The following is a 19,706-nucleotide window of genomic DNA, read 5'->3' as shown; positions in this document are numbered from 1 at the left end:
GAACGCCTCCTTCCTGCCCTGGCTGACGGCCACCGCCTTCATGCACTCCACCATGGTCCAGGAGCGCAAGCAGATGCTCCGGCTGTGGACCATGAGCCTGGCCCTGGCCAGCTTCATCCTGACGATCCTGGGCACGTTCATGACGCGCTCGGGCATCTTCAACTCGGTGCACTCCTTCACCCAGTCGGACATCGGGCCGACGTTCCTGGTGTTCATCGCCGTCCTGCTGGTGATCTCCATCGCGCTGCTGGCCACGCGCGGGCACCTGCTGGTGTCCCAGGGGAATATCAACTCGCTCGTCTCACGTGAGACGAGCATCCTGGTGAACAACCTGGTCTTCGTGGCCATCACCTTCACGGTGCTGCTCGGCACGCTGTACCCGCTCATCTCCGAGGCGGTGCGCGGCGTGCGCGTGAGCGTGGGCGAGCCGTACTTCAACAAGATGGCGGTGCCCGGCGGCATCGCGGTGCTCTTCCTCATGGGCGTGGGCCCCATGCTCCCGTGGGGCACCCCGGACAAGGATGCTCTGCGGCGACAGTTCATCATCCCCGCCGCCACGGGCGCGGTGGTGGCGCTGGTGTGCTACCTGGCCGGGCTGCGCGGCGTCTACCCGCTGCTCACCTTCGGGCTGGCCGGCTTCGCCACCGTCATCACCCTGCGCGAGCTGTCAGCACCGGTGCGCGTGCGCATGAGCGAGCGCAAGGAGGGGCTCGTCACCGCCGTCGTCCAGAGCGCCTCCAAGGCCCGCCGGCGCTTCGGCGGCTACGTGGTGCACCTGGGCATCATCGTCATCATCGTGGCGGTGGCGGCCTCGTCCGCGTACGTGCAGCACACCTCCGGGACGCTGCGCCTGGGCGACACGCTGTCGCTGGGTGGCTACCAGCTCAAGTACCTGGGCATCAAGGAGGGCCAGGAGCCCCACCGCACCTATATGGCGGCGCGCGTGGAGGTGACGACTCCCGGCGGCAAGGTGGAGGAGTACCAGCCCCGGCTGAACTACTACGAGCGCAGCACGGATCCCATCGGCACGCCCGCGGTGCGTGAGACGGCGAAGGAGGATCTCTACCTCTCGCTGATGGCCTTCTCCTCGCAAGGGGGCACGGCGAGCCTCAACGTGTGGATTTTCCCGCTGGTGGGGTGGATCTGGTACAGCATCCCCATCCTGGTGCTGGGCACGCTCATCTCGCTGTGGCCGTCCCGGCGGCGCGTCGCGGTGGCCACGAGCGCTCCGGCCACGAGCACGGGCCCATCGGTGGCAGGCAATGAACCAAACCGAGGTGCCGCATGAAGGGTTGGGCAATCACTCTGGGCGCCGTCCTTGTCTGCGGAGCACTGGTGTTCGTGCTCAAGGACGGCTTCGGGCGCGACCCGCACGCGGTGCCCTTCCTGCTGTCGGGCAAGCCGGCGCCGGCCTTCACCCTGCGCTCGCTGGACAGCGAGAAGCCGGTCAAGCTGGAGCAGTTCCGCGGCCGCCCCGTCGTCATCAACTTCTGGGCCTCGTGGTGCGGGCCCTGCCGCATGGAGCACCCGGTGCTCGAGTGGGGCGCCCGGGAGTTCGGCGGGCAGGCCCAGTTCCTCGGCATCGTCTTCGAGGACACCGACGAGAACGCGCGCGGCTTCCTCCAGGAGATGGGGGCCAGCTTCCCCCACCTGGTCGATCCGCGCTCGCGGATCTCCGTGGACTACGGCGTGTCCGGCGTGCCGGAGACGTACTTCATCTCCGCGGAGGGCGTCATCCTCGGCAAGCACGTGGGTCCCATCGATCCCCAGTCGCTGGCCAACCGCATCAAGGAGCTGACCACGGGAGCCGCGTCCACCGCGACGACGGCCCGGCCGTGAGCCCCTGAGCTTCAGGCCGTGCCCCCGGAGGAGCACGGCGCGAAGGAAAGCGAGCCATGGAGCACCGGTGCACGGAGTGTGGCGAGGTCGCGACGGAGCCCCGGCTGCGCTACTGCGAGCAATGCGGGGCGAAGATGCCGGAGTTCAAGCCCCCTCCCCTGGCGGAGGTGGAGGCTCAGGGGGGCGGGGGCGGCACGCTCGCGAGGGCCCGTCCTGCTCGGCCTGCCTATACCGGTCCCAAGTGGCTGGAGCACGTCCCCGCGCACTCGCCCACCTTGCTGGGGGTGATCCTGCACATGGTGGCGCTGGTGCTCTCCATCCTCCCCTCCATGGCCGGGCCAGGCCCCTTCTGGTCTTTCGTGATGGTGGTGGGCTCCGTGTTCGTGGTGGCGCGGGAGTACCGCTACTCGGGTGAGCCCAACCCGCTGGTCGACTGGGTGCCGGAGTCGTTCTACCCCCCCGCCGTGCCGGCCGCGTATGCGGCGCTGGCCGCGGGCTTCTCACTGCCCATGCTGGAGTTCAGCTTCCAGCCGCTGCTGTGGATTGGCGGCACGGTGCTGGTGGCGCGGGATCAGTGGGGCAAGGTGTTCGCGGGCCGGGGCGGCCTCTCTGAGCTCTTCGAACCCCGCGCGCTGGTCCGGGGCCAGCGGATCCTGGCGTTCGCGGGCGTCGTCATCTGCGTGCTGGCGCTCTTCTTCACCTGGCATGTCGAGGGCGAGGTCTCCAACACGGGCTACCGCACCGCCGCGGAGCGGGTTCGCATTGGGGAGGTGCCACGCCCGGCCGTCGACTCGGTGTACGGCGGTGAGGGGGGCCTCCGGGTATCGGGGATGCATCTCCCCATCGGCTCCACGGTGCAGTTGGGGCTGCTGGCGCTCCTGGTGCTGCTGATGCTCCGGCCCGAGGTGGATCGTCCCATCTGGCTGCGCTTCGTGCCCGCTGGGATCACAGTGATTGCCGTGGCCTGGGTGCTGGTGAACATGGACCTGAAGGTGGGGCCCATCATGTTCCTCGGAGGGCTGCTGCCCGTGGGCCTCGTCGCCGCGTTCCAGGCGATCGGCCGAGACGACCAGCTGCCCGCTGGGGACTACGCCGAGGAGCCCCCTCCGGAAGCGCCCCTCCCCGAGGACACCGACATGCCCGTGGAGGAGGACTTCCCCCCCGAGGGCGATCCGGTGCCCGAGGATGAAGAGGACATGAGGGGCTGAATGGCCAGGCAGGCAGGGGCTGGCCGGGAAGATGGCCGCCCCGATGAAGGTTTCGCTGTGCAACACTGCGCCGTGGCGCTAGGTAAGCCGCGCCCGGAGTACCCCTCATGACTTCTGTCCTCCTCTCTCTCGCTCTCGCCGCCGGACTCGTGACCGGCCAGTACGCGCCCCAGAAGGGTGGCAGCGATCCACTCGCCGATGCCGCCCTCGAAGCCCGGGTCCAGAAGCTCGGCAAGGCCCTGCGCTGTGCCGTGTGCCAGGGCGTCTCCATCGCCGACAGCCCGGCCTCCATGGCCCGGGCCCAGCTCGACACGGTCCGTGCGCTCGTCGCGGAGGGGAAGTCCGATGAGGAGGTCGTCGACTACTTCGTGGCCCGCTACGGGGAGTGGGTGTTGCTGGAGCCCCCGCGGCACGGCTTCAACTGGCTCGTGTGGCTGGGGCCCCTCGCGCTCGTCCTGGGCGGCTTCTTCATCATCTCGCGGCAAGTGAAGCGGGGGCCTGAGCCCACCGCCACCATCCCCCCTGCCGCCTCCTCGACGCCCGCCCCCGAGGCCGAGGATCCCTACTTGCAGGCCGTGCGCCGGGAGCTGGATCGATGACGCCGCAGACCAACTGGTTGCCGGGCATCATCGCCCTCGTGGTCTCCCTGCTCTGCGGGATTGGCTTCCTGCTGCTCCAGCGGCGCAAGGGCGGCACGCCCTCCACGCCCGAGTCCCAGAAGGATGGCGTGCTGGACGATCTCGATCGGCGCGCTCAGTCGCTCATCGAGCAGCTCAAGGAGCTGGTAGCGGACAAGCACACCCTCTCCCCCGAGCAGTTCCAGGCGGAGAAGTCCCGGCTGGAGCTCGCGGCTGCGGCCGCCCTGCGGGCCCGGGACGAGTACGTCCAGAAGCGCAAGCCAGGGACGACCCGGCCGTCTGGCAGCTCCAGTTCGGCGGCACCGGGCTCCGGACAGGCGGCGCCAGCCCCGACGGGCTTCGCCGCTCGGAACCCACAGCTGGTGGGCGCGCTGTGGGGCGCTGGCGTCGTCGTCTTCTTCGGGGGGCTGACCTTCCTGCTGGTGTCCAATCTGCGAGCGCGCGAGGAGGGCATGGAGGCCACGGGGCGGGTTCCCCCTGGACAGTCCGGCATGGGGCAGCCGCAGCAACCGATGCCTCCCCAGGAGGACGCGCAGCTCGCCGAGGCCATGGAGCGGCTGCGCGCCAACCCGACCGATCTCGAGGCCTCAGGGTTCGTGGGGCACGAGCTGATCCGGAGCCGGCAGCTCGAAGAGGCCGAGAAGGTCACGAAGAAGGCGCTCTCCATCGATCCGTTCCACATCGAGTCGCGAGTCCACCGCGGGGTGCTGAACGCCATCCGAGGGGACGGCTCGGGTGCGGAGAAGGAGCTCCTGGAGCTGGCGGACACCTACCCCGGCGCCCAGGAGGCGCTGCTCTTCCTGGGCTTCATCAGCCTGCAGTCGGGCAACCGCGGCAAGGCGCTCCAGTACTTCGAGCGCTTCACCGTGGAGGTGCCGCGCGAGCACCAGCCGCCAGGGCTGGACGCCGCCATTGCGCAGCTCCGCAAGGAAATCGGCCAAGCTCCCTGAGCCTCACTCCGCGGACTGGCGCCGCCGCAGCCGGCGGATCCGCTCGACGGTGGTGTCGGGCAGGAGGCGCTTGGCGATCTCTCGAGCATCGCGCGCCAGCTCCTCGCGGCGCGTGAACCAGCGCCCCGCACCCTGGGTGGCGTGGATGCGCACCGCCACCGTGCGCCGCTGCTTCGTCGTCCAGTCCGACTTGTACGTCTCCGTCCCTCGGAGGAAGTCGTACTCGGTGAGGCCCGACTCGATGGCGTCCTTGAATGTCTCGCCCACGAGCACCAGCCCCACGCTCCGGTTGCGCCACTCCGGATCGTAGCCGGACTGGTAGTAGATGAACGTGTCCCGGTAGAGGATGCCGTACACCGAGGCGACGGCCTGGCCGCCCACCTTCATCGTGTAGAGGCGCAGCAGGCCCCGCTCGGCCAGCAGCTGCGTGGCGTCCCGGTGGAAGGCCTCCACGCCATGGTTCTGGATGCCCTGGGAGCCGCCGTCCGCGGCCCACCGCGCCGCGTGCAGCCGGAAGAAGTCCGTCATGGGCCCGGCCAGCGCCCCCGGCGCCTCCGTGCGCTCGATGCAATAGCCCTCCTGCTTCTCCAGCCACTTGCGCCGACGCAGGTAGTTGTCCCGCCGGCCCGTGCGCTTGAGGAAGGCGTCGAAGGGCTCTCCGGGCGTGAAGCTCTCGTACGGGCACACGTAGCGATCCGTGAGCCGGACCTCCAGCTCCGGGAACGTCTCCCGCAGCACCTTCACCGTGAGCGAGTCCTCGCGAAGATCCAGCAGGTCCAGCACATCCCAGCCGCCGTGCATCTCCCGAAGCCCGCTGGCGAAGGCGCGTGTCACCGCCTCCTCCATGCCTCGGCGCGCCACCACGTCCAGGTAGTCGCTGCCGACGTGCGTCTCTCCCAGGAAGGAGAGCCGGCCCACCTGGCGGCCCAGGACATGGCACAGCTCGAAGCCGAGCGGCATCAACCCCACCAGCGCGCCGCTGCGATCCCTCGCCGTGAGGATCAGCGGCCGTCGCTCGGGCGCGATCCGGCGGCACCAGGGGTAGATCCACTCCCACGCATTGAAGGGGCCCGCGTCGCTGGCCTCGAGCAGCGCATCCCACTCGGAGCGCATCCGGGCCAGCGCGGACAGCTCGTGGACGATCTCCACCCGCAGCCACTGGGCAGGCTGCGGCTTGGGCGTCACCTCGGATTCACGAATCATGGAACTCGTCTTTCAGAGAGAGGGAATCAACCCGTGCGCTTGCGCGAGCGACGATCCGTCTTCACCGCCTCGCGCGTCGCCGCGGCCACGGCCGCCATCACCTCGGGGCTGAGATCCTGGTGGCAAGGGATCTCCACGATGGAGCGCCGCAGCTGAGCGACCTCGGGGAAGGAGGCCGCATCGCAGGCCGGGTGGAAGCGGTTCCAGAAGTCGATGGCGTCGATGCCTTGCGCGTGCAGCTTGCCCAGCACCTCTGTCTTGTCCTCCACCACCAGCGGATAGAAGAGCGGGCACACGCCCGGGGGCAGCTGGTTGAACAGCGGCGCGGAGATGTCCCGCAGGCGCCCGAGCAGGAAGAAGTAGTTGCGCCGCCGCTTCTCGACGATGGCCTCCATGTCCTGCGCCAGGGCGATGCGCTTCGTCAGCGGGCTCATGCCCAGATCCACGTGCTCGCGGTTGAAGTGCTGCGTCCCCGTGGCCACGCGCTCGATGTTGGCGGCCTTCACCGTGCCGTGCCCCACGCTGCGGATGAAGCTGCGCAGCCCGCGGCCCACCGCCCCACCCCGCAGCTCCAGGTTCTGCAGCAGCGCGGAGACCGTGTGGCTGAACGTCGAGGCTGGCGGCGGCGGAGGCGGCTCCGGCAGGCTGTACTGCCGAGGGCCGTTGATGGTGAGCGCGCCCCCGTTGGGCACCGGCAGCGTCTTGTAGAGGCAGAAGATGCCGATGTCCCCCGTCGTCCCCAGCGGCATCGTGCCGTCCGAGGACAGCAGCGAGAGCGCGCAGTCCTCGATGAGCGGCAGCCCATGGCGATCCGCGATCTCGCGCATCTCCGCCACCGGGCCCGGGAAGCCCGCGTAGTGGACGAGGTAGAGGGCCTTCGTCTTCGGGCCGATCTTCTTCTCCACGTCCTCCAGATCCACGTCCCAGCGCGAGCCCACGCGGTAGAAGCGCGGCGTGGCGCCCGCATCGATCACTGCCTCCACCTCCACACCGTGGTGGTAGGCCGGCATGAGCACCTCGCCCTTGTCCAGCCCCAGCATCTTCACCGTGAGCCAGACGGCGTTCCGGGCGAAGTAGAAGTAGCGCACGTTCGGCGCGCTGAACGGCTGGAAGTGGGCTGCCTGCGAGCGTCCCCACAGCATGCTCGGCCAGAGCGTGGGCAGAGAGGGGACGAACAGCTTCTGATTCAAGATCACTTCTTCCATCGCGCCACCACCTCTTTCGCAGTCGGGACCCACCGGAACTTCGCCGCGCACAGGGCACGGCCGAAGGCCGAGTCGTTGAATACGTAGAGCCAGGTGTGGCGCCGGGCCTTCTCCGTCCAGTCGCGCTTCCACACCATGTCCGGCCCCAGGAAGTCGAACTCGCGCAGTCCGCGCGAGATGCAGTCGGCCAGCACCTCGTCCATCAGGAGCTGGCCGGGGCTGCACTCCTTGAGGCTCTCGTCGTAGCCGGGCTTGAGCAGGAAGTAGCGCCCGCCGAAGGTGAGGCCGTACTGGAAGGCCACCGGCCGCCCGTCCAGGCGCAGGAAGTGGAGCGACAGCCGGCCCGCGTACGCCGCATCCCGCGCCAGCTCCGTGTAGAAGCCTCGCGTGCCCGGCTCCTGCGCCATCGCCGTGCCGCGCTGCCCCTTCCAGCCGCTCTGCTCGAGCGCGAAGCCCTCCTCCAGCTTGCCCTCCAGCTCCAGGCCGCCTTCCACCCGCTCGAGCTCGACGCGGCCCTTCTCCTCCAGCTTCTTGCGCCGCCGCCGGCAGTTGGCCTTGAACTTCGCCTGCAGCGTGGCCTGGAAGGCCTCCCGAGTGGCAGGCAGCGGAACATAGGGAGACTGGAGCGACTCCCACGTCCCCGTGGGCAGCCCCGCCCGCCGCGCCTCCTCGAGCAGCTCCCAGCCCGCGCCGCCCTCCGGCACGTCCGTCAGCCGCAGCACGTCCCAGCTCCGGTCCGCGCGCAGCCACGCCAGGAACATCGCCGCGGCGGCCTCCGGCTCCCGGGCGATCAGATCGAAGCGGCACGAGTGCGGGTTGGCCGTCCCCGAGAGCTGCCGCACGGGGATGCCGTACATCGTCGTGCGCTCGGCCATCAGCGGCAGGGCCGCCGTCAGGCGCCCTTCCGAGTCCCGCAGGGTGAGGATCCGAAGCTGCGCCGAGGGCGCGAAGTTGTCGATCCAGATGCGCAGGAACTCGTGCCGGTAGAAGAGCTCGTGGGAAGTCTCCTCGACGAGCGCGTTCCACTCGGGCTCGAGCGCCATGAACCCGGTCCGATCCGTCACCTCCTGGACGCTCGGCGCAGGTGTGAGCTTTCTGGCTTCCATGTAGGCAGGACTCCCCAAAGGCGCGAGCCCCCCAGGGTCCGCGCGCGTGCAAGGTGGGAACGCCCGAAGCCGGCTACAAGCCGCTGCGGGCCATCTTCAGCAGGCAGCGAGCGACCTTCCGGCTGTCATGTCGGATCTTGGACCCCTCCTTGAGGAGATCCGCCTCCACCGGGATGACGCCCGCGGTGATCAGCTCGCGGCGGTTCACCGGGATGACATAGGCGCCCTTCCGGGCATAGCGCTGGATGGCCTCCTGCGGCGGAGGCGTGCCATTGATGAGCACCGCATCGAGCACCGGCCCTGCGTGCTCGATGATCGCCTTGACGTGCTCCAGGCAGTCCATGCCGTCCGTCTCCCCAGGCTGCGTCATGAGGTTGGACACCATGACCTTGAGCGCCCGCGACTCGCGCAGGGCCTGAGCCACTCCATCCACCAGCAGGTTGGGGAGGACGCTCGAGTACAGCGAACCGGGCCCGATGACGATGAGATCCGCGCTGTGGATGGCCTCGAGCAACCCCTCGGCTGGAGGAGGCGAGCGAGGGCTCAGCGACACCCGGCGCACCCGGCCCTGGGCGCGGACGATGTTGCGCTCGCCCACTACCTCGGTGGCGTCATCCATCTGGGCGACGAGCTGCACCGGGGCCAGCGTGCACGGCAGCACCTGGCCGCGCGCTCCCAACATTTCTCCGGAGAGGCGCACCGCCTCCAGGAAGTCCCCCTTGAGCTCCGCCAGGGCGGCGATGAGCAGGTTGCCCAGCGCGTGCCCGGCCAGGCCCTTGGCCCCACCGAAGCGGTACTGAAACACCTCCGCGAGCGCCCCCTTGCCCCCCGCGAGCGCCACCAGACAGTTGCGGATGTCCCCCGGCGGCAGGACGCCCTGCGAGCGCCGCAGCCGGCCCGAGCTCCCCCCGTCATCGCTCATGGTGACGACGGCGGTGATCTCCACCCCCGGATCCCCCGGCTTCGGCAGGGCCCGCCGAGCCAGGCCCCGGAGCACCACTGGCAGCCCGGTGCCACCGCCCATCGCCACGATGCGCGTCGGGCGACCCACCTGAGGCTGCAACAGCTCGTTCCGCCCCTCCTGCCGGGCGGCCTTCGCTTCTTCCCCCCAGAACTCCTGGAGAGTCGACTCCAGATCGATCACCGACATTGCCCGTCCCCTTCCCGCCCACTCCACCATGATGCCTGACTCCGCCCCTACCGCGCTCCACGCCCGAGCAGCACGTGCCGCACGGTGTGGAAGATGATGCCGATGTCCAGGAACAGCGAACCGTTCTTCACGTAGTACAGATCGAACTCGAGCTTGTTGCGCGCATCCTCCACCGAGGCCCCGTAGGGGTAGCGGATCTGCGCCCACCCGGTGATGCCCGGCTTCACCGCCTCGCGCAGCCCGTAGAAGGGGATCTGCTGCTTGAGCTGCTCGACGAACACGGGGCGCTCCGGCCGAGGCCCCACGAAGCTCATGTCCCCCACCAGCACGTTGAAGACCTGGGGAATCTCATCCATGCGCGTCTTGCGGATGAAGCGGCCCACCCGCGTGACGCGGTCATCGTTGGCCCGGGCCCAGACCGCGCCGTTCTTCTCCGCGTCCGTGCGCATGCTGCGGAACTTCCACAGCCAGTAGGACTTGCCGCCCAGCCCCACGCGCTCCTGCCGGTAGAACACGGGGCCCGCCGAGTCCAGCTTGATGGCCAGGGCCACCAGCAGCAACACCGGCGAGGCCAGCACCAGCAGCAGTGACGCGACGAAGATGTCGAACCCCCGCTTGAAGGACCGTTGCAGCGGCGACTGGGTCAGCTCGTCCGCGAAGGCGAAGTCGCTGGCGCGCAGGAACTGCACGGGGATGCGGCGCAGCACACGCTCGCAGAAGCCGGCGGCGTCATACACGAGCCGCCCGTCCAGCCGGCAGCGCAGCAGCCCATTCACCCAGTTGGCGCCGCGCATGTCGTCCGCGGCCTGCACCACGAAGTCGGCCTTGAGACGCTCGGCCATCTCCTCCAGCGGCCCCACGCCTTCCCTGCGCGGATCCACCATGGCGACAACCTTGTAGCCACCCTCGCCGCCTTCCTCGACGGCCTTCATCACGGCCCGAGCCTTCACGCCGTCCCCGATGAGCAGCACCGCAGAGGGCTCTCCCAATAGTGCGTGGATGGCCACGCGCACCGTCAGCGTGCCCGCCAGCGCTCCCATCGCACCGCCCAGCAGCGTGCCTGGCGGGAGTTGCACCGGAAAGGCCAGCGCCACCAGCAGTGTCCCCATGCCCACCACGGCCGCGGTGACGCCCGCCGCCTTGAGGAAGCGGTAGCCGCGCTGCCGATCCTCGGCGGCCACGCGCAGATCATACAGATCCAGCAGGTACATCGTGAACTGGAAGGTCAAGACGAACGCCGCGCTCAGCCCCAGCAGCGTGGGCAGCAGCTGCAGCAGCGGCGGGCGAATCCCCGCGGGCGCAAACATCCACGCGCAACCCGCGGCCCCGAGGACACAAGCCAGCGTGATCGCTGTGCTCTCCGCGAGAAAGAAAGTGAGCTTCCTGCCAGAGAAATAGTGGTGAAAGACCCGAAGCACGTGCACCCCTCCAACCCACCCACCCACTCCCACGAGGCGTCTCCCACCGCTCCCCCTGCACGAGCAGAGAGCGGTGGGGCGCCACCGGCCCTACTTCATGTAGTTCTTCAGGTACGGAGTGGTGTCCACCTCCGCACCGTTCAGCACGCAGCCCAGGATCGGTGCTCCGCCGAGCTGCTCCACCGCCTGGTTGATCGCCTTGGTGGGCGTCACGTTGGCACGGACGACCATGAGCACCCCGTCCGCCAGGTGGCCCAGGATGGTCGCGTCCGCGAACGGCAGCGTGGGCGGCAGATCGATGTACACCTCATCGAAGTTGTCCCGCACCGCCTTGAGGAACTGCTTCATCCGTGCACCGGCCAGCACCTGCGTGGGCTCCTCCGGCGTACCACCCGCCGGGATGACCGCCAGCTTGGTCGCGTTGAAGCGGCGCACCACGTCCCGGACATCACACTCACCGGCCAGCAGCTCCGCCAGGCCCAGCTTGCCGCGGATGCCCAGCACCGAGCCCACCTGGCTGCGGCGCAGATCCGCGTCGATCAGCAGGATGCGTCGCTCCGTGTTGGCCCGTGCTGCAGCCAGCGCGAGGTTCACCGCCGTCACCGTCTTTCCCTCGCCCGGCATCGCCGAGGTGAAGGCGATCACCTTCATCGGCTTCACCTCACGCATCCGCTCGAGCCGGTAGTACAGCGTGCGGTACTGCTCAGCCGCAGCCGAGGCTGGCGCCGTCAGCGTGACCACCCTGCGATCCACTGCGTTCGGGTTTCCCGCTGATTCGTCCACCCGAGGAAGGAAGTTGCCCGCCCGTTCTATCGTCCTGTCCATTCCCATCTCCTCAGTCTTCCTTTTTTCAGCCTCAGTTCAGCGTGGTGGGGGAAGAAATCCCGTTCCGCGTGGACGAACTGGGCATCAACACCCGCTTCTCCGTCTTGCCTTGCATGTTCGGGACCACCGCCAGCACCGGCAGGGTCAGCCGCTCGCGCAGCTCGTGGCCGTCGCGGATGCTGTCATCCCGCATCTCGAGCACCACGCCCGTGAGCACGCCCACGCCCAGGGCGATGAGCAGCGAGATGAGCAGGCCGCCGAAGCGATCCGGCCTGGCCGCGACGGCGGGCACACCCGCCGGGGAGATGACGTTGAAGAGGCTCTTGGAGCTCATGGCCTCCAGCTCCTCGGCGATCTCCGCCTCCACCTTGCGAGAGACGACGCTCTGGTACTTGGTCCGGGCGATCTCGTAGTCCCGGTGCATCACGCCGAGCTCGTGGGCCCAGCGCGGGGTGTTGTCCAGCCGCTTCTGGAACGTCTCCGCCTGCTGGTGCAGTCCCTTGATCTCGTTCTGGATGGCGACAATCAGCTCGGAGACGCGGCCGCGCTCCATGCGCTCGGCCACCATGCGCCCCTCGGCGTCCTTGCGCCTGGACGTGAGGTTCTCCAGCTCGCTCTGCAGACGCTTCACCTCCGGGTGATCCTCCGTCCACTGGGTGCGCGCGGCGACCAGGGTGCGGGTGAGCCCGTTCTCCGCGGCCTCCAGGCGGCCCGCCTCGCTGTCCCCGGCGTTGCGAGCCCGGGCCAGATCCGAGCGCCGGGCCTCCGCCGCGCGCAGCTCCTCGGACTTGGTCTGCAGCTCATGGCTCACGCGCTCCAGGCCGCGCATGTTCATCTCGATCTGCTCGGGGAGCTCCCCCATGTGATCGATCTTGAACTGGGCGATGCGCTTCTCCCAGATGGACACGCTCTTGGCCAGCGAGTCCATCTCCTCCGTGAAGAGCTGGGTGGCGCGCGAAGCCTGTGCCTGGCGCAGCTTGAGCGTCTCATCCGCGAAGAGGGCCGGCAGGCGGTTGGCCACCTGCGCCGCCACCTGTGGATCCTGGCTCGCGTACGTCAGCTCGAAGGCGTTCTCCCCCTCGACTTTGATGGCCAGATCCTTGCGCATCTGCGTGACGGCCGCCTCGATCCCCTTCTCCGAGACGATGTCGGGGTAGAGGTTCATCTCCTCGATGGCCTTCTGCAGCACTGGCCGCGCCATCAGCTCCTGGCGCACGGTGAGCAGGCGCTGTTCAATCAGCTCGCTCACGGTGCGCTGCACCATCTCCTCCCCGGGCCGCTGAGGCTCCACGCGGACCACGGAAGATGCTTCGTACATGCTCGGGCGCGTCATCACGACGGCCGCTCCCACTGCGAACACCGCTGCTGCGATGGCCCCAACCAGGGCCTTGCGGCGCCACAGGGCTACGAGCACCTGGTCCGCCGTCATCCCACGCTCCATGTTCCTCTCCTCCTCCTCAGGTGCACTACCAAGCCGAGATCACCAACCGGACCGCCAGGACGTTACGCGCCAGGTCCACCCCAGCCGCCGCGTCCCCTGTGCCCACCTGGGCAATGCGGTTGATTGTCCCTTGCAGCGCCAGGTACCGGGTGAACCGGTACTCGGCGCCGCACTCCACTGCATACCCCTGCGACATCAAGGGTGACTCGGACAGGCTGAACGCCCCCTCACTCGGCGCGTGCCCGTTCCGGAAGTAGCTGGCCGCGGCATTCACCGACAGCCGGTCATTGAAGCGCCGCGCGAGCACCAGCGAGGCGTAGTCCGCCCACAGCGCGCGGTCGAAGCTGCTGGAGCCCACCAGGTCATGCCCCACGGCAAAGCCCAGATCGAAGAGCCGGCCTTCGCGATCCAGCCCCACGGAGATGCGGGGCAGCCAGCCAGCCTGCCCTTCGGGCGAGGTGTAGCGGACAGGTCCGCCGCGTGCCGTCAGGGTCGTCAACCGGCTCAGCCGGTAGCGCAGCCCCGCGAAGGCGCCGTGGGCCTGCGAGTAGGTGTCCCCGTAGAGGAAGCCCTGGTAGCGGTACTCGAGCCCCAAGGCCAGCCGCCGGGTGCTCCGGTACCAGGCCTCCACGGAGGGCGTGTGGGCGAAGCCCGGCTGGTTGCCGTCCTCGTACACCTTGGCTCCCTCGAAGGCGTAGCTGCCACGCACATCCCAGCGACGGGTCGCTCGCCCTGTCGCGGACACCCGCGCCTGCCCGTAGAGGGTGGGCGCCAGCGTGCGCGCCACACCGTCGCGCGGCAGGGAGGTGGGGTCCGTCACCCGGTAGATCCGGCTGGTGAAGGCCAGCTGGAGCCGCCGTGACAGCGCATGGTTCACATCCAGCCCGCCTCGGTGATCGAGCGTCACAGTTCCCGAGCCGTGCCGGATGAGCAGATCCGTCGCATAGAAGCTCTCGCCCTTGGAGCGTGGATCCTTCAGCTCCAGTCCCAGGCGCGGTGAGAGCTTGGTCATGAACTGCCCTCCACCGGCCGTGGAGAGCCGCAGATCATCGTCGTAGCGCTCCTCGGCGACGATCCGCAGCGAGGAGTCCAGCACCTGCGCCGCCAGCGCGGCCGGCGCAGTGCCCAGCACGCATGCCACCAGGAGTTTTCTCACGCCACCCACCATCGCCGCCCTCCTTGCACGCATCCCTCGCCCCTCAATCCCTGGAACCCGTCCACTCACGGCACGACGATGGTGTCACCCGGACGCAGGACGACGTCCTGGCCCCCATCCGGAGAGAGCAGATCGCTGTAGCGCACCGGGATCTGCCCGCCGTTGCCATCGCTGCGGATGACGGTGATGCCGTCCGAGTTGGCGAAGTCCGTGAAGCCGCCCGCCAGCGCAATGGCCTGGATCACCGAGACGCGCCCGCGCAGCGGGTAGGCGCCAGGGCGAGTCACCTCACCGGTGACGAAGACCCGGCTGCTGTTCACCTCACGGACAATCACCGTCACGCGCGGCTCCTGCACGTACGGCTGCAGCCGCGTCTTGATCTCCTCGGCCAGCTCCGTGGGCGTCTTGCCCGCGGCCAGCACGTCCCCCGTCATCGGCATGGAGATGTAGCCATCCGGACGCACCGGCAGGGTGCGGGACAGATCCCCATCCCTCCACACCGCCACATCCAGCACGTCCTCCCGCCCGATGCGGTACGGCTGCTCCGAGTTGTCCACCTTCACTGCTGACTTGTGGGCACACCCCGCCAGGAGCAGCACGCCCACCACCGCCCAGAAACTCGCCCGCGTCTTGCCCATCTTTCGCCTCTCCTCCATCCATGTGTCCGCTGCTCGCCCCTCACGCCTTGTGAGCATTCGGAAGCGCTGTGCCTTCGGCTCGCTTGCCGTAGCACTGCCCGTGCCATGCCCCCTCGGGGAGGAAAACCAATGGATCGCGGTGGGTTGCGCGTTTCCCTGCGCAAAGCAGCCTTGGGGTCCGGGAAAATTTTCCGGCAGGTGACGCACGATCCTCCCGGTGTTTTCCGCTGATCCGTCTCCAGAGTGGGAAAAGGATTGCCCTCTCCATCCGAGCGCCTTCTCACATCAGATGCTTGAGGGCGCGGCACGCCATTTGAAAGAGGTGAGCCTGACGGGCGATGGGCCCGGCCATGAGGAGCGAGCGTTCAATGAGGAAGGCGGCGGCGGCGGTGGTGGCGGCGTTCATGACGGGTGGAGTGGCGATGGCGATGTTGAGCTCGGTGCTCGGTCCACTCTCGGAGGCCGCGGTGTTGGGGTTGGTAGGCGCGAGCCTCTATGCCAGCAGCGCGATCCTGCAGGGCAAGATGGACGCGCCGGCGAGCGGGATCGCCAAGGAGGCGTAACGGCTCAGCGCACGAACCAACGGTGCACGTTCGAGTAGGTCGACGTGTGCTGGGCTCCGTTGCAGATGTAGATGTACGTGTCGGAGTTCGTAGCGCCTTGGTAGAGGGTATGCCAGGCAGCATTGGTCTGAGTGCCCATAGCAATGAGGCACCCCAAGCCTCCCTGCGGGTTGGGGTCACCCAGTGGGTTGGGAGTGCTGAGAAGGGAAGAGCAGTTGATGCCGTAACCAGGGTCTCCGCACTGGAGCCGGCCGCGCCAAGCGATGGTGTTATCGACTGCGCGGTAGGACTCGAAAACGGTCGCGGTGGACGACTCCGGCACCGCCGTGGTGTACGTGTACGCACCCGTGTAGTTGCGCACGAGGATGTACTCGTGGTTACCGGTCGAATACGTGGTGTTGTGGCCGAACTGATCCACCAAAATGTCAAACTGGTTGTCGGAGCCGATGATGGCTCGCACGGCCGCATCGGCCAGCTTGTACGGCTCGAGCCTGTAACTGTTCGCTTCGCGTGCCGAGCCGAAGCCCGCCGCAGAGCCCGCCAAGCCGCTCTGGTACCAGACACGCATAATCAGCGTCCATCCGCCACCATCGCGCATCATGTCGCAATACACCTCGAATGGCGGGTTGCCACCCGTCCCATCGGTGTCCATGAGGTAGATGCCGTTGTCAGCCGACGGCATTCGATTCTTGATATCCGCGGAGCTTGTGCCGGGATTCGTCCGCAACCTGCCGATCGTGAGATCCGTCGCGCCCGGAGTCGCGCACGCCCAGCTGGCGCCATTGCTCTGCAGCACCTGCCCCGAGCCGCACGCCTGCAACGAGAACGCCTGATCTGCGAGCGAGAGGCCTCCACCGGACTGCGCGGTGTACGCACCACCGCCCGAGCCGACCGCCGCGCAGGCCCACGTGGTTCCGTCTGACTGAAGCACCTGGCCATTGGCGCAACCGGCCAGACTGAGCGCGTTATCGCTAGCAACGAGACCCGATCCTGGGTTGATCGTGTACTGCGTGCCTGATCCAGGTTCCCCTTTGGGCCCCGTCGGTCCTGGCGGGCCTGGCTCGCCAGCGGGACCCGGGCTGCTACACGCCGTCAGTGCGAAGGCCGCGAGCAGCGCTGCGGTCCAGACGAATAGCCTCATCATCATGCCCCCGGAAGTGTTCACTGTCTGAATCAGTGAGCGTCACCACGCTAGGAAAAGGGCGAGTGCAAGGCTGTACCACCCAAGTGGCATCCCCCCGGCGGGACGAGGCCTGCGTGTGTAAACAGGCTATTGAAATCGGGAAGCCCCTCGGGCTGGTCGCTGGGCGCTCGTCCTAGCGAGCGCCGGGATGGGACGCTCGGGTGGGTTCACCTCTCATACGCGAGCCCCCACCTTTCTGCAGGACAGCCGCGTCACCGGAGGGGCTTCCCTTTGCGGTCCACCACACCATTCCAGCTCACCCTCGGCGCCTGCTTCCTTGGTGACGGGCGCACCCGCTTTCGCGTCTGGGCGCCCCGGCGCAAGAGCGTAGATGTCGCCCTGCACGATCCCGGTGGACTGCGCTACCTGCCGCTCGAGAGGAGCGCAGGCGGCTACTTCGAGGGCACCCACGCGGTGCCCGCAGGCGCGCACTACAAGTACCGGCTGGACAAGGGAGACACGTACCCGGATCCGTGCTCGCGCTTCCAGCCAGAGGGCCCCCACGGGCCCTCCCGTATCGTGGACCCGAGCCGCTACGCCTGGAAGGATCAGGAGTGGCGCGGCATATCCTCCATCAAAGGCCAGGTCCTCTATGAGGTGCACGTCGGCACCTTCACACCCGAGGGCAGCTACGCGGCGGCGGCGGCGAAGCTGCCCCTGCTGAAGGAGCTGGGCGTCACGGTGGTGGAGCTGATGCCCTTGCACACCTTCCCCGGCCGCTACAACTGGGGCTACGACGGCGTGGCGCTCTTCGCGCCCTGCGCCGTGTACGGCGAGCCGGATGAGCTGAGACGGCTGGTGGACGAGGCGCACCGGCTGGGGCTCGGCATCATCCTCGACGTCGTCTACAACCACCTGGGCCCAGACGGGAACTACCTGGCCCAGTACTCCCAGGGCTACTTCAATCCGAAGTACCCCAACGAGTGGGGCGACCCCACCAACTTCGACGACGGCGAGGCGGCGGGGCCCTCTCGGGACTTCTTCATCCAGAACGCCGGCCACTGGGTCGCCGAGTACCACTTCGACGGGCTGCGGATCGACGCGACGCAGAGCCTCTACGACGCCTCGCCCACGCACATCGTGAAGGAGCTGGTGGAGAAGACGCGCGAGGCCGCTGGCCCCCGGAAGCTCCTGCTCATTGGGGAGAGCGAGCCGCAGGACGTGCGCGTGGTGACTCCGGCGGAGCGAGGCGGCTACGGCGCGGATGGGTTGTGGGTGGACGACTTCCACCACACGGCGCGGGTGGCAGCCGTGGGGCGCTCCGAGGCGTACCTCATGGACTACTGCGGCACCGCCCAGGAGCTGCTGTCCTGCGCGCTGCGCAACTCGCTGTACCAGGGGCAGTACTACACCTGGCAGAAGAAGCGCCGGGGCTCGCCGCTGCTGCGCACTCCGCCCGAGCACATCGTCTTCTACCTGCAGAACCACGATCAGCTCGCCAACACGCTACGGGGCCAGCGGCTCCACGTGGCGGCCGGGTACACGCGGGCCCGCGCACTCACGACGCTCCTGCTGCTGCTGCCCCAGACACCCATGCTCTTCATGGGGCAGGAGTTCTTCGCCCCCTCCCCCTTCCTCTACTTCGTGGACCACAAGGCGGAGCTGCAGAAGCTCGTCCAGAAAGGGCGCAACGAGTTCCTCTGCCAGTTCCCCAGCGCTCGCCAGGCCATTGAGGTGGAGGGCCACGAGGTGCCCATTGGGGAGGAGGCCTTCCGAGCCTCCAAGCTGGACTGGTCCGCGCGCTCCCGGAATGAATACGCCTTGAGGCTGCACCAGGATCTGCTGAGGCTGCGAAGGGAGGACCCGGTGTTCCAGGCGCAGGACCCGAGCCGGCTTGCGGGAGCAGTGCTCTCCTCCCATGCGCTGGTGCTGCGCTACTTCGGTAGCGAGCAGGAGGGCGACCGCCTGCTCCTGCTCAACCTGAGCACGGGACTGGACTTGGAGCCATGCCCGGAGCCTCTCCTCGCGCCGGAGCCGGGAAAGATCTGGCGGCTCCTTCTGTCTTCTGAGCACGTCCGCTACGGCGGTATGAGCGTACCCGCACTCCCAGGGGAGGGGCGGCTGCGCATTCCAGGACAGACTGCGCTCGTGCTCACGAGCACCGAGGAGAAGAAAGAGTGACCTCCGTTTTGGACTCTGCCACTGCCTTGCCCCACCTGGGCTTTGACTGGCCCCAGGGCCCGGACTTCGCGGACATCATCAGCCGGGAGTGGCTCGTGACGAACGGGCGGGGCGGGTATGCCTCCGGCACCGTGGCGACCTGCAACACCCGCCGCTACCACGGGCTGTTCGTCCCCAGCCTGCCCAAGCACGGCCGCATGGTGCTGCTCGCCCGGCTGGTGGAGCAGGCCCACGTCGACGGCCACCTGTTCCAGCTGAGCACCGAGGAGCACACGGACGGCGAAGGCCTCCAGGACGGGATCGGCAGGCTGCGAAGCTTCTACCTGGATGGGCTGATCCCTGTCTGGGAGTACGACCTGGGACCCTCGCGGCTGCGCCGCAAGCTGATGATGGTGCACGGGGAGAACACCCTCTTCGTGGCGTGGGAGCACGTCTCAGGGCCAGAGATCCACCTGAGGCTGCGCCCCTTCCCCGTGGCGCGACACCATGACCGGCCGATCCCAGGCGCCGCGTACGATCCCATCGTCCGCATCCAGGAGGGCCGGTTGGAGATGCAGGCCACGCCTGACGCGCCCGTCATGCGGATGCGCCTCCTCGCGAAGTGCGCGATGCCTTTCGTGGCCTTGAGCCAGAGCTCGCAGCCCCTGCTCTACCGGACGGAGCGGGCGCGCGGGTACGACTACACCGAGCGCCAGTACAGCCCGGGCTACTTCGAGTGCAGCCTGGGGCCCGGTGAGCTCCTGTCGCTGGGCGTCACGACGGATGACTGGTGGGTGCTGGATCGGGAGCCGGAGAAGAGCTTCGAGCTGGAGCGCGAGCGCGAGCGAAAGCTGCTGATGCGAGCCTCCGAGGAGGCTCGCGGGGGAGTGCCGGCGCGGCTGGTGCTGGCAGCGGACCAGTTCATCATCGATCCGATGCGCCCGAAGGATGACGCCTGGGCCCGCTCCATCGGCCAGGACGCTCGCAGCGTGATCGCGGGCTATCACTGGTTCACGGACTGGGGCCGGGACACGATGATCTCGCTCGAGGGGCTCACCCTGAGCACGGGGCGCTACCGCGAGG

General features: G+C 68.3%; 18 protein-coding genes. 8 read left to right on the top strand and 10 right to left on the bottom strand.

The window, feature by feature from the left end; translation table 11 throughout:
- From VD972_RS41995 to VD972_RS41975, 5 genes are all read left to right on the top strand, one after another.
- Positions 1-1,288, top strand: a 1,288-nt coding sequence (locus VD972_RS41995) for a heme lyase CcmF/NrfE family subunit (protein WP_324995109.1), incomplete at its 5' end; no start/stop codon positions are given.
- A complete protein-coding gene (locus VD972_RS41990) occupies positions 1,285-1,839 on the top strand; it encodes a TlpA family protein disulfide reductase (protein WP_324995107.1) in 555 nt (184 codons plus the stop codon). The genes VD972_RS41995 and VD972_RS41990, both read left to right, overlap by 4 nt.
- 56 nt (positions 1,840-1,895) lie before the next feature.
- Positions 1,896-3,047 carry a hypothetical protein gene (locus VD972_RS41985; RefSeq protein WP_324995105.1) on the top strand — a complete coding sequence of 384 codons (1,152 nt, stop codon included), beginning with the start codon at positions 1,896-1,898 and terminating at the stop codon, positions 3,045-3,047.
- 107 nt (positions 3,048-3,154) lie between these two features.
- Entirely contained in the window at positions 3,155-3,646 is a 492-nt protein-coding gene (locus VD972_RS41980; protein ID WP_324995103.1) for a cytochrome c-type biogenesis protein, read from the top strand.
- A complete protein-coding gene (locus VD972_RS41975) occupies positions 3,643-4,635 on the top strand; it encodes a hypothetical protein (RefSeq protein ID WP_324995101.1) in 993 nt (330 codons plus the stop codon). Before VD972_RS41980 ends, VD972_RS41975 begins: the two co-directional genes overlap by 4 nt.
- A gap of 3 nt (positions 4,636-4,638) precedes the next feature.
- Here VD972_RS41975 and VD972_RS41970 read toward each other — a convergent pair whose 3' ends face one another.
- The 9 genes from VD972_RS41970 to VD972_RS41930 all read right to left on the bottom strand — a co-directional run bounded on the left by VD972_RS41970 (position 4,639) and on the right by VD972_RS41930 (position 14,777).
- Entirely contained in the window at positions 4,639-5,838 is a 1,200-nt protein-coding gene (locus tag VD972_RS41970; RefSeq protein WP_324995099.1) for a GNAT family N-acetyltransferase, read from the bottom strand.
- A gap of 26 nt (positions 5,839-5,864) precedes the next feature.
- A complete protein-coding gene (locus VD972_RS41965; protein WP_324995097.1) occupies positions 5,865-7,043 on the bottom strand; it encodes a DegT/DnrJ/EryC1/StrS family aminotransferase in 1,179 nt (392 codons plus the stop codon).
- Entirely contained in the window at positions 7,031-8,149 is a 1,119-nt protein-coding gene (locus tag VD972_RS41960) for a GNAT family N-acetyltransferase (protein WP_324995095.1), read from the bottom strand. Before VD972_RS41960 ends, VD972_RS41965 begins: the two co-directional genes overlap by 13 nt.
- A gap of 73 nt (positions 8,150-8,222) precedes the next feature.
- Entirely contained in the window at positions 8,223-9,299 is a 1,077-nt protein-coding gene (locus VD972_RS41955) for a gluconeogenesis factor YvcK family protein (RefSeq protein WP_324995093.1), read from the bottom strand.
- Between the two features lie 47 nt (positions 9,300-9,346).
- On the bottom strand, positions 9,347-10,717 hold the full coding sequence (locus VD972_RS41950) for a sugar transferase (RefSeq protein ID WP_324995090.1): 1,371 nt from the start codon (positions 10,715-10,717) through the stop codon (positions 9,347-9,349).
- A gap of 90 nt (positions 10,718-10,807) precedes the next feature.
- Positions 10,808-11,542: a CpsD/CapB family tyrosine-protein kinase gene (locus tag VD972_RS41945; RefSeq protein ID WP_324995088.1), complete on the bottom strand. Its 735-nt coding sequence runs from the start codon at positions 11,540-11,542 to the stop codon at positions 10,808-10,810.
- 31 nt (positions 11,543-11,573) lie between these two features.
- On the bottom strand, positions 11,574-12,983 hold the full coding sequence (locus VD972_RS41940; protein ID WP_324995086.1) for a GumC family protein: 1,410 nt from the start codon (positions 12,981-12,983) through the stop codon (positions 11,574-11,576).
- A 25-nt stretch (positions 12,984-13,008) separates the two neighbouring features.
- A complete protein-coding gene (locus VD972_RS41935) occupies positions 13,009-14,139 on the bottom strand; it encodes a hypothetical protein (RefSeq protein ID WP_324995084.1) in 1,131 nt (376 codons plus the stop codon).
- A gap of 65 nt (positions 14,140-14,204) precedes the next feature.
- Entirely contained in the window at positions 14,205-14,777 is a 573-nt protein-coding gene (locus VD972_RS41930) for a polysaccharide biosynthesis/export family protein (RefSeq protein WP_324995082.1), read from the bottom strand.
- A gap of 368 nt (positions 14,778-15,145) precedes the next feature.
- Between VD972_RS41930 and VD972_RS41925 the strand changes: the two genes are divergently transcribed.
- Positions 15,146-15,340: a hypothetical protein gene (locus tag VD972_RS41925; protein WP_324995080.1), complete on the top strand. Its 195-nt coding sequence runs from the start codon at positions 15,146-15,148 to the stop codon at positions 15,338-15,340.
- 4 nt (positions 15,341-15,344) lie between these two features.
- Here the strand turns inward: VD972_RS41925 and VD972_RS41920 are convergent, their stop codons facing one another.
- Positions 15,345-16,271 carry a fibrinogen-like YCDxxxxGGGW domain-containing protein gene (locus tag VD972_RS41920; protein WP_324995077.1) on the bottom strand — a complete coding sequence of 309 codons (927 nt, stop codon included), beginning with the start codon at positions 16,269-16,271 and terminating at the stop codon, positions 15,345-15,347.
- A gap of 483 nt (positions 16,272-16,754) precedes the next feature.
- Between VD972_RS41920 and treZ the strand changes: the two genes are divergently transcribed.
- Together treZ and VD972_RS41910 are read left to right on the top strand one after the other, a co-directional pair.
- Positions 16,755-18,644: a malto-oligosyltrehalose trehalohydrolase gene (gene treZ, locus VD972_RS41915; protein ID WP_324995075.1), complete on the top strand. Its 1,890-nt coding sequence runs from the start codon at positions 16,755-16,757 to the stop codon at positions 18,642-18,644.
- On the top strand, positions 18,641-19,706 hold a 1,066-nt coding region (locus tag VD972_RS41910; protein ID WP_324995073.1), incomplete at its 3' end, for a glycogen debranching enzyme N-terminal domain-containing protein. The genes treZ and VD972_RS41910, both read left to right, overlap by 4 nt.

It is taken from the genome of Hyalangium sp. (genome assembly GCF_035629615.1).
Lineage (GTDB): Bacteria > Myxococcota > Myxococcia > Myxococcales > Myxococcaceae > Hyalangium.
Note: the sequence above shows the minus strand (reverse complement) of the source record. Positions and strands in the feature narration are given on the sequence as shown.

Excerpts from the sequence above, each read along its gene's own strand:
- VD972_RS41960 (WP_324995095.1), bottom strand. The coding sequence starts at position 8,149 with ATGGAAGCCAGAAAGCTCACACCTGCGCCGAGCGTCCAGGAGGTGACG.
- VD972_RS41970 (WP_324995099.1), bottom strand. The coding sequence starts at position 5,838 with ATGATTCGTGAATCCGAGGTGACGCCCAAGCCGCAGCCTGCCCAGTGG.
- VD972_RS41940 (WP_324995086.1), bottom strand. The coding sequence starts at position 12,983 with ATGGAGCGTGGGATGACGGCGGACCAGGTGCTCGTAGCCCTGTGGCGC.
- VD972_RS41980 (WP_324995103.1), top strand. The coding sequence starts at position 3,155 with ATGACTTCTGTCCTCCTCTCTCTCGCTCTCGCCGCCGGACTCGTGACC.
- VD972_RS41945 (WP_324995088.1), bottom strand. The coding sequence starts at position 11,542 with ATGGACAGGACGATAGAACGGGCGGGCAACTTCCTTCCTCGGGTGGAC.
- VD972_RS41975 (WP_324995101.1), top strand. The coding sequence starts at position 3,643 with ATGACGCCGCAGACCAACTGGTTGCCGGGCATCATCGCCCTCGTGGTC.
- VD972_RS41925 (WP_324995080.1), top strand. The coding sequence starts at position 15,146 with ATGAGGAAGGCGGCGGCGGCGGTGGTGGCGGCGTTCATGACGGGTGGA.
- VD972_RS41930 (WP_324995082.1), bottom strand. The coding sequence starts at position 14,777 with ATGGGCAAGACGCGGGCGAGTTTCTGGGCGGTGGTGGGCGTGCTGCTC.
- VD972_RS41985 (WP_324995105.1), top strand. The coding sequence starts at position 1,896 with ATGGAGCACCGGTGCACGGAGTGTGGCGAGGTCGCGACGGAGCCCCGG.
- VD972_RS41990 (WP_324995107.1), top strand. The coding sequence starts at position 1,285 with ATGAAGGGTTGGGCAATCACTCTGGGCGCCGTCCTTGTCTGCGGAGCA.
- VD972_RS41955 (WP_324995093.1), bottom strand. The coding sequence starts at position 9,299 with ATGTCGGTGATCGATCTGGAGTCGACTCTCCAGGAGTTCTGGGGGGAA.
- VD972_RS41965 (WP_324995097.1), bottom strand. The coding sequence starts at position 7,043 with ATGGAAGAAGTGATCTTGAATCAGAAGCTGTTCGTCCCCTCTCTGCCC.